Below are 14,418 nucleotides of genomic sequence, written 5' to 3'. Positions count from 1 at the left end.
TAATCAAGAGGGAGAAAAATGTTAGATTCTGTTAAGGATGCTGTGAGGAAAACTTCAATACATGTTTGCATTGTAAATTGTGGAGGATGTAATGGATGTGATATTGAAGTAGTTGCTCTTTTATCACCAAGATACGATTTAGAGCAATATGGTATTTATGTTCACAACAATCCTCGTGAAGCGGATGTTCTTTTATTAACTGGCGCTGTTACAGAACAATGGAAGGATAACTTAAAGAGAGTTTATGATAAAGCTCCGGAACCAAAAATTGTAGTAGCTATTGGTAACTGCCCACAATCAGGTGATGTGTTTAATCAAGAGGGAGGTCATGTAAATGCACCAGCTTCTGATTTTATTCCTGTTGATGTAGCTATCTCAGGATGTCCTCCTAGGCCAAATGAAATTTTAGAAGCGATTTTATCTGTTGGTCCTCAAGCTATTGCAAATCGTGGGAGGGAAAAAAGATGATTGTACCATTAGGTCCTATTCATCCTGCTTTTAAAGAGCCTATTAGGCTAAAACTTCAAACTGAAGGGGAGAGAGTAGTTAAAGCGGAAATTGAATATGGTTATGTTCACAGGGGTATTGAAAAGATTATTGAAGGTAAAACCTGGCAGAAAGGTATTTACTTGGCTGAAAGGGTTTGTGGAATTTGTTCATACGAGCATACACAAACTTTCGCAGAAACAATTGAGAAAATTTCTGATGTTGATGTGCCTCTTAGGGCTCAATTTTTAAGAGTCATCACTAATGAGTTAGATAGAATTCAAAGCCACCTTCTTGCAAACTCAACTTATTTCAAATCTTTAGACCATGAAACATTATTCATGAAATCTTTAGAGTTGAGAGAATATGCAATGGATGCAATTGAGTTATTAACTGGTAATAGAGTTAATATGGGTTGGAATGTAGTTGGTGGAGTTAAAATGGATGCAGATGAACGCCATTTTAAAGCAATCCTTGATAATTTAAAAATAATTGAAGATGGTTTTGAAAGTTACAGAGCGTTATTCGCTGAAGGACCAGTCTTAGGATTACGTTCTAAAGGTATAGGGGTCATGACTAAAAAAGAAGCTATAAAAGGAAGGTCTGTAGGTCCAATAGGAAGGGCTTCTAATGTTAAAGAAGATTATAGAAATGGGCATTATACTTATGATGACCACTTTGATTTTAAAGTTATTAGGCGATCTGAAGGGGATAATTATGCTAGAGCCTTAACACGATATGATGAATTACCTGAATCAATTAGTTTAGTTAGACAAGCTATTGATAATATACCTGAAGGTGATATTCGTATTCCTGTTAAATTAAAATCTGGTTATGGTGAAATTCACAATGAGGCTCCTCGTGGAGAAGTTGCATATATGATTGAAACTAATGGTAATTTAATTAAACATATTTCAATTAGAACTCCAAGTATTGCTAATATGGATTCATGTGCAAAATATATGATTAGAGATGTTCCAACAATAGCTGATGCAGTTGCAACTTATGTTTCTTGTGATCCTTGTGTTGCTTGTGCTGAAAGAGTAGCTATTACAAATGAGCATGGAAAAACTATTAAAAAAGATGTTTTCGAGGTTATCTAAATGGCATCTTTAATATGGTACATATACAATTTTGCAAAAAAAGCATGGTTGGATGCTTTTGCTAATGCTACTACTGGTCCTGAAATTTTAAATAAGCCAGATAGGTTTAGAGATTTTCCTAAAGTTTACGAAGATTATTGTATTGGATGTGGAGCTTGTACAGTTTCTTGTCCATCACCTGGAGCTATTAAAATTATTAGAACAAAGGATGATGAAAGTAGTGAAGGAAAAACGTATCCAATAATATATCCTGAAGCTTGCATACGTTGTGGTTTTTGTGCTGAAGTTTGTCCAACAACTCCTAAAACATTAGAATGTGGTGAAAATCATTTATTAATGCCAGAATTTAATATTATTCCTTCTAAGCGGCAATACATTATTGATGATTATTTATGTATTAAATGTAAAAAGTGTATGAAGAAATGTCCAGTTGATGCTATTTCAATGGTTAATGATAAACTTGTTGTAGATCAGCTTAAATGTATCTCTTGTGGGGATTGTTTAGATGTTTGTAAGGTCAATGGAGCTATGAAAGCTGTTTTTGTTGATAATTTACAAGATCAAAAAGAAATTATTCTTTTAACTGTTAATTATCTTGAAGAGTTTATTAATAATCAAACAAGTGATTTAAGAAGCTTGGAAAAAAATAATCTCTTACAATATGATATTTCTATAGATGAAATCTGGGATGAAGCTATGCAGATTATTCCTGATGATGAAGTTGTTTTAGAAATAATAACAAATGCTGTTAATAGGCTTAAAATTAGGATTATTGATTGGGATGAAGATTTATGTAAAAAATGTCAGCTTTGTGTTCCAGAATGTCCTACCGGATGTATTACTTTTGATGAAGAAAAAGATACTATTGTACGAGATGTTGATAAATGTTTACGCTGCAGTATATGTTATCAAACATGTCCATTTTCAGTAATTAAGTATTTTATTGCTAAATTTTCAATTGAAGATGGTGAAACTATTCATGTTACTGTAAAAGCGTCTAATTTAAATGAGGATATTGTGGAGTGAGTCTTATGATTGATAGTTATACAAAAACTCCAAGACCATTAAGGCATGTGGATGTTGATTATTTAGTTAATCAAACTAAATGTGTAAATTGTGAGGATAAACCATGTTTAGATTCTTGTCCTATTGATGCGATTTATTTAGATGAAAATGATGGCACTGTAAAAATAAAAAGTACTTGCTTTGGTTGTGTTTTATGTCGTAATGCTTGTCCATTTGATGCAATTTCTCTAGATGTGCAAATGGATCCTCCTGTAAAAGAAAATGTTCCAAACATCAATGTTAAATTATGTAAAGCTTGCGGAGCATGTGTCCAAGCATGTAAAAATGGATCTATTCATATTGTTGCTGATGGTTCAGATATGCCTCATAGTGAAATTGACAAAGACACTTGTATTAGATGTGGATATTGTTTTAGAGTATGTCCTACAGATGCAATTAAATACGGGCAACTACTTCCTAAAACTGTTAAAGGTGGAAAAGCAATTGTTGTTAACCAAGATAAATGTATTGGTTGTATGACTTGTACAAGGGTTTGTCCATCTACAGGTGCAATTAATGTAGGTAGAACTAACAGATTACCTTATATTAATCCAGGATATTGTGCTAGATGTGAAGAATGTATGCACTCTTGCCCTTCATCAGCTATTAGATATTCCTCTCGTAAAAAAGCTTATACACTTTACAGTGAGATTAAATCATTTGATATAGTATCTGAAATTGTTGATCACGATATGAAAAGATTATCTCTTGATTTAATAAGTTTAAATAAAGCTCTTAAGAGAGTTGCTAATTCAATAGCTTTAGAATTTAATGAAACTAACTTTGAACATTTTATTGAACGTAAAGTAAATGAATCAATGAAAAGGGAGTTACGTATTGTTTTAGACTCAAGTATTGATATTGATAAATTTACAGAATTATTTGGTTCTTATTTGATGGATAGAAACATTGAAGTTTATGATAAGAAGTGTATCTCTTGTGGAGAATGTTATAATGTCTGTCCAGTTAATGCAATTGAGCTAAACGGACCAGATCCAATTAAAATTAATGATAATTGTGTTTATTGTGGTAATTGTGTAGAAACTTGTCAATTTGATGCTATTGGAGCTTATGATGATTATTTCTATAGTAAAGATACTGATTTATATTATGCAAGATCATACTTATTCAAACCAAGAATCGGAGACTTTTCACTTTCAGATACAAAATGTCAAGCTTGTGCAATTTGTGTGAAAAACTGTCCTTGTGAAGCCTTAACATTAAACAATGATAAAATAGACTTTGATAGTGAAAAATGTATTTATTGTAGAACCTGTGAATCAATATGTCCTTTAGGAGCAATTAGAATAGTTAATTTTAGGTGATTATTTGTTTAAAAAATCTTTTATAACTGACTGTGAGGGGCCATTAACCTTAAATGATAATGCATTTGAATTATCTAAATATTTCATAGATGATGGTGCTAATTTATTTAGAACATTAAGTTTATATGATGATTTTTTAGTAGATATTGTTAAAAAAGAAAATTATAAAGCAGGCAATACTTTAAAATTGATTTTACCATTTTTTGCACTAAGAAATCTTAAAAATAAAGATTTAATTGAATTCTCACAAAACAATATTTGTACAGTTCCAGATGCAAAACTTCTTTTAAATTATTTAAAGGAAGCTATGAATATATACATTGTTAGCACTAGCTATACTCAATATATTGAAGCTGTTTCTAAGTATATGGAAGTTCCATTTGAAAATACATTTTACACAGATGTTGATATGGACTCATTAAGTTTAAATGAAGATGAAATTAATAAACTAAAGAATTTCCAAGATCAAATAATTCAAAATCAAGGGGATTATGAGTTATATGATGACATATTCTTTAATCAAATAGCTAATATGGACATATGTGAAAAAATAAAAGATGTTGAAATTGTTGGAGGTCCAGGTAAAAAATTTGCTATTGATAAAATTATCAAAAGAGATAATATTAATATTAATGGAATATTATATATTGGGGACAGTATAACCGATGTTGAACCATTGGAATTTGCAAAATTAAATAATGGTGTAAGTATTTCTTTTAATGGGAATGAGTATCCTTTAAAAGTAGCACAAATAGCTATTGTATCTAAAAGTGCAATTGCAACCGCAGTCATAGCTAATATATATGCTGAAAATGATAAAAATGTTGTTTTAAATTTTATTAGAGAGTATAATGAAAATAAAAATTTAAAAGAACTATTTAATGATTACAATATCAATATAAAAATTAAAGATAGATTTTTTGAAGTATTTAATAATGAGAATTACCCAATTATCCAGATTATTAATGATAAAAATTTTGATGAAATATTAAAAGCTAGTAAATCTATGAGAAATAATATCAGAGGTCAGGATATTGGAGAATTAGGTTAAGTGATTTAAATGACTTATGAAAATGTTGAAGATACTTTCTTTGAAGCTTTCGAAGGTAAATATGTAAGGGCTTTAATTACAGGGCCAACTGAAGAAATAGTAAAAAGAGCAGCTTATGATTCAACTTCTACTCCAAGTGCAGTAATTGGTAGGGTAGAGGGTGGTGTTGAAAAATTTTTAGATAAAAATGAAACTCCTGATGGTAGATATGGAGCTATTGTCCAATACTGGTTAGGTGGAGATGATGTAGAAAAATTTGCATTTGAATTATCTTACAGGTTGCGTCAAGATATTTTAGTTAAACCATTTACACGTATTTTTGACTACTCAAATAATGGTAGTGAGGAGTATGTTGAAATGATGGATATTGTAGGACATTGTGGAGATGGATATGAATGGATAGTTGAAGAATACGGAAGAAAAATGATTAATGTTCCAATTGCAGTACCAGATTTTCAAATTGAAGAAAAATTCAGAATAAATGATGGGATAATGGGAGGAAACTTCTGGTATTTATGTGAAAGTCAGGAAGCTGTTCTAAATGCAGGTAGAGCAGCTATTGATGCAATTATGGATGTTGAAGGAGCCATTGCACCATTTGAAATATGTTCTGCAGCTTCAAAACCCGAAACTAATTATCCTGAAATTGGACCAACTACAAATCATGTTTATTGTCCTTCTTTAAAAGAAAAACTTGGAGATGACTCTAAAGTGGGAGAAGGAGTAAATTATATTCCTGAAATAGTTATAAATGCAGTAGATGTTGAATCAATGAATAAAGCTTTAAAATCAGGTGTTGATGCAACTTTAGATTTTGAGGGGGTTATTGGTATATCTGCAGGTAACTATAATGGTAAACTTGGTGATAAAACATATAATTTATTAGATATTTTAAAATAAGGTTTTAATATGGAAATTTTTGATAATGATTTAAATGTTGAAGTTATTGGATTTGGAGCTTTAAATGTGGATAAACTTTTTTCAGTGGATTCTATTGCTTGTCATGATGAAGAAAGTTTTATAACTAGTGAAACTGAAATCCCTGGAGGTTCTGCAGCCAATACTATAATTGGACTTGCTCGGTTAGGCTGTTCTACTTCGATAATTGGAAAAATAGCTGAAGATAAAGAAGGAGATTTAATTGAATATAATTTAGCTGTTAATGGTGTTTACTCAAATAATTTAATATATTCTGATGAGGGGCATAGTGGTAAATGTTTAGGTTTTGTTGATAAATCTGGTGAAAGAAGCCTTTATATTTCTCCAGGGGTCAATGATGATATTCAAATTGGTGAAATAAATCCATTAAATATAATGGGATGTAAAATAATGCATTACACATCATTTGTAGGAGATTCATTTAAAGCTCAAGTAGAGCTTTTGCCCAAATTAAGTGATGAAAGTATCTTAAGCTTTGATCCTGGAATGTTGTATGTTGAAAAAGGTTTTGATGATTTAAAAGTTATTTTAAAGAGAACTAATATTTTACTTATAAATGAAAACGAATTAAGAATATTATGTAATGATAAGGATTCTTCAATAAAAGAATTAGCTATTGGACTTTTAGACTTTGGAATCGATAATGTTGTTGTAAAACAAGGGTCTAAAGGAACATTTGCAATTAATAAATCTGAAGAATGTTTTGTTGAAGCTTTTGAAGTTGAAGTTGTTGATACAACGGGTGCTGGAGATAGTTTTAATAGTGGATTTTTATATTCTTATTTAAATGGTTATAACTTAACTAAATCATGTAAAATCGGTAATTGGGTAGCTAGTAGGGCTATTGGTGGTTTTGGAATGGAAAAATTTCCAACTCTTAAAGAGTTAAAAGAGTTTTATTAAAATTTATATAATTATTAAAACAAATTATTTGTAAAGATAAAAAGAAGTTAGTTGGTAATAATATGAAAGTATCTTTTGTTAAACAGATGAAAAGTTTAGAACGTGAAGTTTTACTAAAATCTGTTGAATTAGATGATGATGGTGATGATTTTAAATTTGAGTTAAATAATTTTAATGCAGATGAAGAAATCATAGCTGTTGGACCTAAATGTGTTAGATGTAATACATGTGTTGGAGAATGTCCAGTAGGCGCAATTGAACCAGCTAATATTTTTAGAATAGCTAAAATAACTGATAAGTGTGTTAAATGTGAAGTTTGTGTTCAATCTTGTCCAATTTCTGCTATCAAATTAATACATAATTCAGTTGTTTATGATAGCGAAAATGAACGTGAAGTTATGGAATATAACTTGAATAATGTTCGCTGTCCTCATAGAGTAGTTAGAATGAACAATATTTCCATTAATTATGAAGTAGATAATAATTGGGGGGATTGTGCTAATTTATGTCCAACAAATGCATTTAATTTAGAATTTAAGGAGTTTTTTGAAGATTCAGGAATTGATTTAGATATTGAATTAGATGAAAATGAATTATATCCTTATATTAATAAAAAAATGTGTATTGGATGCAGTTCATGTGTTGAAATATCACGTAATAAATCTGCGATAACATTAGATCGTTACCTTGGACCTATTGTTCATGGAAGAGACATAGAAATTAATCAGGATTTGTGTGTGAATTGTTTTTTATGTGAAGAAAATTGTCCTGTAGGAGCTATTGAATTAATTGGTGATGAAGTTGTTTTAGACGATACTAAATGTATTAGGTGTGTTCAGTGCACAAGTCATTGTCCGGTTGGGGCGTTGCGGCGTGTAGATGTAAAATAGGGGAGTTTTATTATGAAAGCTAAAGAGTTAATGGATAAAGATTTTGTTTATATAAGCAAAAATGATAAGGTTGTTGAAGTATCTGAGGTAATGGAAGATATCAGACGTTTTACTTGTCCTGTTGTAAATGATGATAAACAATTAATAGGATGGGTCACTTCTTTTGAGATTACTAAAGGTTTAAGGGAAGGAAATGAAAAAATTTCAGAGATAATGAGTTCTTATGAAGAAATTACTACTATTCATGAAGATGCTCCTGCAAGATTAGCAGTTATTGAAACTGCAAATAATAAATTTGTAACATTACCTGTTGTAAATGATGATAATCAAGTAATTGGGATAATAAGATCATGCGATATTGTAAAATTATTATCTACATTATATGATATTAAAGTCTCAAAATTATACAAAGCAATGCAAAATCAACTAAAAGGTGTAACTTGGGAAGAATTAATGGATGCATCAGCATTAGTATCTAAAAAAACTACTGGTGTAAAAGTATCTCCTGAAGAATATGAAGACACTATTATGAATTCAACATTCGGTGAAGCAATTTGGGCTACTGGTGGATTAGAGAAATTTTTTGCAGGTTTAATCTCTGTTGGTGAGCTTGTAACTGCCCGTAAAGTTGGAAGGGCTAAAAGATAATAAAATAAAAGAATATAATGAATTTCAAGATAAAACAACACTTGTAACTGGTGATGCTGGTTGTGTTGGTAGTAATTTAACTAAAAAATTTGCAGATTTGAATCTGAAAAAATAATAATTTTAGATAATCTTTCATCAGCATATGAATGGAATATTGCAGACAGGGATAATATTGAATTTATTAAAGGCGATATTTTAGATGATGCAATTTTAAAAAGAGTTTTTAAACAAAAGCCAGATTATGTATATCACTTAGCTGCTCATTTTGCAAATCAAAATAGTGTAGATAATCCAGAAAAGGATTTAATGGTAAATGGTATTGGTATTTTAAAAGTATTGCAATATGCTCAATTAACTAATGTTAAAAGATTTGTTTATTCATCTTCTGGTTGTGGAGTTTATGGTCTTGATTCTAAAATGCCCTTTGAAGAACATGACATTTCAATTTCACTCCATACACCATATCAAGTAACTAAACTTTTAGAGGAACTTTATACTAGTTATTTCTATAATTTATACGAAATTCCAATGGTTAATGCAAGGTTTTTTAATGTATTTGGTTCAGGTGAGGTGCTGGAAGATATAGAGATGTAATTCCAAACTTCTTTTTACTGGTATAAAAATGGTCAAACATTACCGATTACTGGTGATGGTTCTGAAACTAGGGATTGGACTTTTGTAGAGGATGTTTGTACTGGGTTAGTTGCAATGGGAATTGAAGAAGAAGCTATTGATGAAGCTATTAATTTAGGTTCAGGTAAAGATCACAAAGTAATCGACATGGCTAACAGGGTAAATACATTAACTGGAAACGAAGCAGGTATTAATTATGTTGCCCGTCGTGATTGGGATGCAAAAACTAAGTTATTATCTTCAATTGATAAAGCAAAAGATATCTTAGGATACTCTCCTAAAGTTTCATTTGACGAGGGACTTGAAAGGACTCATGAGTGGTTCTGTGAAAATTGGGACAATATTCAAGAGTCAACTGAATTTTAATTTTTTGTGATTAAATGTCCATGGCGAATCTATGCATTTAAAAGCAAAATTTTTTTCATAATTTTGTTATTTTTAAATCTCCCTTTGTTTCAGCATTACTAGAAAGTTAAGTTTTGGGGGATTCTATTTATAAATTGGAAGTGTCCGATTTGGTACTGATTTTTAATTTTTAACCTTGTAGAAACCATGTCAAAATTTGAGTGAATATCGATGTATAGTAAAATAAACTATTCTCCATATTACTATTTGAATTCTAGACATTTAAACATTTTGGACTTGAGATTAATGGAAAAACAAATGGGGAAAAACTATTTAAAATTGGTTAAAACCAAAATAAATTGCTTGATTTTGTTGAATTAACATTTAACTATGCAAGAGGGATATTTCCAAGGTATTCCAGTGATTATAGCAATTATATTTATAATCAACCACAATTATTTACTATTTTATTAATGAAAACTTACTTAAAATCAACATATCGTGAAATAATTGAGTTTTTAGACGTTTCTGATAAAATAACCAAATTTCTAAAACTTACAAAGTTACCACATTACACAACAATCCAGAAATTCTTTGTCCGAATGTCAGCCACAAAATTGAAAGAATTAAACAATTTAATATTATTTATACATACAATAGATTGTGAATTGGCTGCAATGGATGGAACTGGCCACACAAGTGACTATGCTGACCATTATTACGCAAAAATAAGGGGAAAATGCAGAAAAAGTTACATTAAAAAACATATTGCAATCGATGTCGACACAAGAATGATCTTAAATTACGCAGCAAATCGAGGTCCAAAATACGATACACAATTCGCAATAGCATCAATAAGACAATTAAAATCATACAAACCACACTACACCCTAGCAGACAGAGCATACGATACAGAACCCATAAAAAAAATGCATTAACGAAGGATTAGGAGCATGACCAAATACCATTAAAAACACGAGCAAAAACAGGACATTACAGACTAAACGGCGCTACAATCTTCTGGCACGATGTTTACGCACGAAGAATGAATGTAGAAAGTGTTATTTTTGTAATAAAATGAAGATTTGGCGGTGGAAACTATAGTAGAAGTACATCACTCCAAAATAAGGAAACAAAACTCAAAAAAGTATTATACAATATTTACAGAGCATTACAAATATTTTAAAGGATGGTTTCTACAAGGTTTTTAAAATAAAGAAAAAATTTCGTGATTCAAAAACTAGTGGAAATTCAAATCACACAAGTTTTTGGAAGAGACAAACCCAAAAACCATCAAAAAATGAAAATAAAACTATAATTATAAATATGATGAAGTAAAATATTAAAATGTAATATTTTTATAAAGGTTAATTTTGTGATGCATCATGTTTTTTATTAGTGTTATCGTTCCATGTTTTAATGAAGAAAACGCTATTTTTGATTTTTATGAGGAAACAACTCATATTTTAGATAATTTTTCTAATAATGAAATTAATTATGAGTTTATTTTTGTAGATGATGGTTCAAGTGATAATACTTTATCAAATATTAAAACTTTATCTAAACAAGATAACAATGTTAAGTTCATTTCATTTTCAAGAAATTTTGGGAAAGAATCTGCGTTATATGCAGGTCTTGTAAATAGTTCTGGGGATTATGTAGTTATAATGGATGTGGACTTACAAGATCCTCCAAGTTTACTTCCTGAAATGATAAGTATTCTTGAGGATTCAGATTTTGATTGTGTAGCTACTAGACGAGTTTCAAGAAAGGGAGAACCCATTATCAGGTCATTTTTTGCAAGATTATTTTATAAATTAATGAGTTTTTCAGACGTGGATTTGGTCGATGGTGCAAGAGATTATAGGATGATGAAAAGACAAGTTGTTAATTCTGTTCTGGAATTAAATGAATATAATCGTTTTTCTAAGGGAATATTTCAATGGGTCGGTTTTAAAAATAAATGGCTTGAATATGAAAATATTGAAAGGATAAATGGTGAGACAAGCTGGTCATTTTGGTCATTATTTAAATATTCCATAGAGGCTATCGTTGCTTTTACAACCCTTCCTTTATCAATTTCAACATTTATGGGCATTTTATGTTCAATAATTTCTTTTATTTTAATAGGTGTTGTTGTATTTAAAAATTTAGTTTTTGGTGATGCTGTTCAAGGTTGGACTTCTTTAATATGTGTTATTTTATTATTAGGTGGTATTCAATTGTTATCTATTGGAATATTAGGTAAATATTTGGAAAAAACCTATATTGAAACTAAAAAAAGGCCGATTTATTTAGTTAAAGAAACTAACTTTAAAATTTAATATTTTGTATAAATTTTTATTTATGATGAATTAGATATAATTATTTAAATAATATTTGATTTAGTGATATAATGGAAGAGGATATTTTTAATGTTAAACGGTATAATAAAGAATTTATAGGAAAATTATTTTATATTTTTTCTTTTTTGTTTTTTGGTTTTATGGTATATTTAATTATTACTAAACCTTTTGTTTTTAATGATGATTGGTTTACAGTTGGTTTAACTTATCTTCCATTATCTGATTCAATAAAAATAACTGCAGCGGATGTACATCCTCCGTTATATTATATAATTATTAAATTTGTAACTTTTATTTTAACTAGTCTTAATATAAAATATAATACAATTTTTCTTTTAAAACTGCTTTCTGCAGTTCCATATCTTTTAATTTTAATAGTTTCTGGAATAAAATTGAAAAATGAGTATGATTGGTTAACTATAGGGTTATTTACAATTCTCATTGCTATCATGTCAAATTTTCTTTTAATGTATGTATCAATAAGGATGTACACCTATAGTGTTTTGTTTTTATTATTGTCTTTTTATTACTTAAATGATGTTATAAAAGAGTCTTCTACAAAATCTTGGGTATTATTTACTTTATTCACTTTATTAGGGGCATATACTCATTATTACACAGCAATATCCTCAAGTTTATTGTATTTTTGTTTATTAGGATATTATTTGTTTAATAAAAACCTTAAATTCAATAATAAAACTGAAATAAAAAAATGGTTTGTTTCTGTATTGTCTTTAATAGTTTTATATTTGCCTTGGATTTCAGTTTTATTGTCTCAATTCAGTAGGGTAAGTGATAGTTATTGGATACCTCCTATTGATATTAATAGTATAATGCATATTTTTAGTTATTTTGCTGTAGATACTGGTGATTTTTTTGTTCAAGTTTCTTGTTTATGTGTTTTAGCTATTTTGATGATTTGCGTATTTTCAAATTTAAATAAAATGAATGATATGGAAAAATTTTATATTTTAACCGGGCTTTCAGTGTTTTTTGGAAGCTTTTTTATAGGATTTATATTATCTTATTTTTTCCAACCAATGTTATATGATCGTTATCTTTTACCTGCTATTGGATTATTATGGTTGATATTTTCAATTTCTATCTCAAGATTATATGATTCCAATAAAAAAATATTTGTCATGATATTATGTTTACTTTTGGTTTTGGGTTCTGTAAGCTTAATTGATACTATTGACACTATTAATAGATATGATCATTATACAGATACAACTATGGAGTTAATTAATAATTTTGATAATGATACTATAGTGATTTATAGTATTGAACATGAGTTTATAAGATTCCATGAACAATTAAAAGGAACAAATGAATTCCTAGTTCCTAATAAAAATAGGCTTTTTAATCCTAATGATTATAACTTGTCAGTAATGCCGATTGATAAAATTGTAAATGAAAATCCTCATAAAGATATATATCTAATATTGAGAATTCAAAAAAGTAATGAAAATTTTGGAGAAGGGATTAAAGTTAACAAATCAGCTTATATTGGACCTTCTTTTGTAAAATTGGAAAAAATTAACTGATTGTTAATAATTAAGGGCATTATATGAGTTTAAAAAAAGAGTTAATACTTTATTTAATATTCGGCATTTTAACTACAATTGTTAATATTGTAGTTTATTTAATTTTTGCCAAGTTTTTAAATATTGATTATATAATATCTAATATTTTCGCATGGTTTTTTTCTGTTTTATTTGCTTATGTAACTAATAGAATTTGGGTTTTTGAGCGGAAAACCAATAATATAATTAAAGAAGCAACTTTATTTTATGGAGGTCGGGTTTTTTCAGGAGTTTTAGATACCGGACTCATGTATCTATTTATTGATATATTGTTTATTAATGATTTTATATCTAAAATTATAATACAGGTTATTGTTGTCATTGTTAATTATGTTTTTAGCAAATTCATTGTTTTTAAATAATAAGATGCCTATTGTGGTATGATGTTTAGAAAAGCTTGCAATGCTTTCAAATCTTGCTTTTTGAGTTCTAACTTCGGGTCTTGTAATAATCATGTTTTGTAAGATTAATTCAGTTCCAAGCATGCTAACAGTTCCAAATAAAGAGCTTAAACCTGAATAATGGATCATTCAATACTGTTTGTTAATTCTATAATTTACTTGCCAACAGCACCATAAATTGCAGAATCTCACTGAACAATAGTTACTAATTTATTTACTTTTATAGCTTCAGCAATTATTCCCTTGCTTTCTTCTAAATTAAGATAAGCGCTGCTGTAAACTTCACAATCATCTTTTTTTGGATTTAAAACTTGTTTATTTTAATAGGCATTCAATTTGGTTTTTTGTGAAGAGTGGATGAAATTTCTACATAGTATATAGTTTTATTTCAAATTACACAGTTTTTCATTAGCTTCCTGTGAACATCCTCCTTGGAATTATTTTTCAACGTTTTCTATTGCATATTTTACTGTTTCACCAGTATGTTCACAAAATTCTATGTAATGATTTAAATCAGCATTAACTTCATGAATTTTAGAAAGTGGAATTTCTTCATTAATATAATTTCTACTATAGTTAATTACTAAACTTTTGATATAAATGTTTCACACCAATGTATTGTAATATTGTTCTTTTCAATATTTTCATTGAAGGTTTTTTTGACTAGTTCTTTTAGATGTTCTCTGGATTTTAGGTTT

The 14,418-nt window shown here is 28.9% G+C and carries 15 protein-coding genes and 1 pseudogene; 15 read left to right on the top strand and 1 reads right to left on the bottom strand.

Features of this window, described 5'->3' with window-relative positions; all coding sequences use genetic code 11:
• The first annotated feature begins 18 nt into the window (after positions 1-18).
• From MBORA_RS03360 to MBORA_RS11445, 15 genes and pseudogenes are all read left to right on the top strand, one after another.
• The gene (locus tag MBORA_RS03360) at positions 19-468 is read left to right on the top strand and encodes an NADH-quinone oxidoreductase subunit B family protein (RefSeq protein WP_042693087.1); all 450 of its coding nucleotides are present in this window, start codon (positions 19-21) and stop codon (positions 466-468) included.
• Entirely contained in the window at positions 465-1,589 is a 1,125-nt protein-coding gene (locus MBORA_RS03355; RefSeq protein WP_042693084.1) for a hydrogenase large subunit, read from the top strand. Before MBORA_RS03360 ends, MBORA_RS03355 begins: the two co-directional genes overlap by 4 nt.
• Positions 1,590-2,615, top strand: a complete 1,026-nt coding sequence (locus tag MBORA_RS03350) for a 4Fe-4S binding protein (protein WP_042693080.1) — start codon at positions 1,590-1,592, stop codon at positions 2,613-2,615.
• Positions 2,612-3,979, top strand: a complete 1,368-nt coding sequence (locus tag MBORA_RS03345; protein ID WP_042693078.1) for a 4Fe-4S binding protein — start codon at positions 2,612-2,614, stop codon at positions 3,977-3,979. Before MBORA_RS03350 ends, MBORA_RS03345 begins: the two co-directional genes overlap by 4 nt.
• Before the next feature lie 4 nt (positions 3,980-3,983).
• Positions 3,984-5,030, top strand: coding sequence for a membrane protein (locus MBORA_RS03340; RefSeq protein WP_042693075.1), 1,047 nt, complete (start codon positions 3,984-3,986; stop codon positions 5,028-5,030).
• Positions 5,031-5,039: 9 nt separating this feature from the next.
• The gene (locus MBORA_RS03335) at positions 5,040-5,930 is read left to right on the top strand and encodes a formylmethanofuran--tetrahydromethanopterin N-formyltransferase (RefSeq protein ID WP_042693072.1); all 891 of its coding nucleotides are present in this window, start codon (positions 5,040-5,042) and stop codon (positions 5,928-5,930) included.
• Between the two features lie 9 nt (positions 5,931-5,939).
• The gene (locus tag MBORA_RS03330; protein WP_042693069.1) at positions 5,940-6,872 is read left to right on the top strand and encodes a carbohydrate kinase family protein; all 933 of its coding nucleotides are present in this window, start codon (positions 5,940-5,942) and stop codon (positions 6,870-6,872) included.
• A 62-nt stretch (positions 6,873-6,934) separates the two neighbouring features.
• Positions 6,935-7,762: a 4Fe-4S binding protein gene (locus MBORA_RS03325; protein ID WP_042693065.1), complete on the top strand. Its 828-nt coding sequence runs from the start codon at positions 6,935-6,937 to the stop codon at positions 7,760-7,762.
• A 12-nt stretch (positions 7,763-7,774) separates the two neighbouring features.
• Entirely contained in the window at positions 7,775-8,410 is a 636-nt protein-coding gene (locus MBORA_RS03320) for a CBS domain-containing protein (protein ID WP_042693062.1), read from the top strand.
• Complete coding sequence (locus MBORA_RS11295; RefSeq protein WP_261795610.1) at positions 8,391-8,525, top strand: hypothetical protein; 135 nt, start codon at positions 8,391-8,393, stop codon at positions 8,523-8,525. The genes MBORA_RS03320 and MBORA_RS11295 overlap by 20 nt, the downstream gene beginning before the upstream one ends.
• Positions 8,498-9,409, top strand: a pseudogene (locus MBORA_RS03315) (GDP-mannose 4,6-dehydratase). Before MBORA_RS11295 ends, MBORA_RS03315 begins: the two are co-directional and overlap by 28 nt.
• A gap of 338 nt (positions 9,410-9,747) precedes the next feature.
• Positions 9,748-10,326 (top strand): transposase, encoded by a 579-nt coding sequence (locus MBORA_RS11085; RefSeq protein ID WP_052331799.1) that lies wholly within the window; start codon positions 9,748-9,750, stop codon positions 10,324-10,326.
• A 447-nt stretch (positions 10,327-10,773) separates the two neighbouring features.
• Positions 10,774-11,712, top strand: coding sequence for a glycosyltransferase family 2 protein (locus MBORA_RS03305; RefSeq protein WP_042693059.1), 939 nt, complete (start codon positions 10,774-10,776; stop codon positions 11,710-11,712).
• A 161-nt stretch (positions 11,713-11,873) separates the two neighbouring features.
• The gene (locus tag MBORA_RS03300; protein WP_156482690.1) at positions 11,874-13,280 is read left to right on the top strand and encodes a hypothetical protein; all 1,407 of its coding nucleotides are present in this window, start codon (positions 11,874-11,876) and stop codon (positions 13,278-13,280) included.
• A 23-nt stretch (positions 13,281-13,303) separates the two neighbouring features.
• Positions 13,304-13,681: a GtrA family protein gene (locus MBORA_RS11445; protein ID WP_042693052.1), complete on the top strand. Its 378-nt coding sequence runs from the start codon at positions 13,304-13,306 to the stop codon at positions 13,679-13,681.
• Here the strand turns inward: MBORA_RS11445 and MBORA_RS10790 are convergent.
• Positions 13,574-13,804, bottom strand: coding sequence for a hypothetical protein (locus tag MBORA_RS10790; RefSeq protein WP_169805459.1), 231 nt, complete (start codon positions 13,802-13,804; stop codon positions 13,574-13,576). The genes MBORA_RS11445 and MBORA_RS10790 overlap by 108 nt on opposite strands.
• Positions 13,805-14,418 lie beyond the last annotated feature (614 nt).

The sequence above is a fragment of the Methanobrevibacter oralis genome, from assembly GCF_001639275.1.
GTDB lineage: Archaea > Methanobacteriota > Methanobacteria > Methanobacteriales > Methanobacteriaceae > Methanocatella > Methanocatella oralis.
This window is presented reverse-complemented; position numbering and strand designations above follow the sequence as displayed.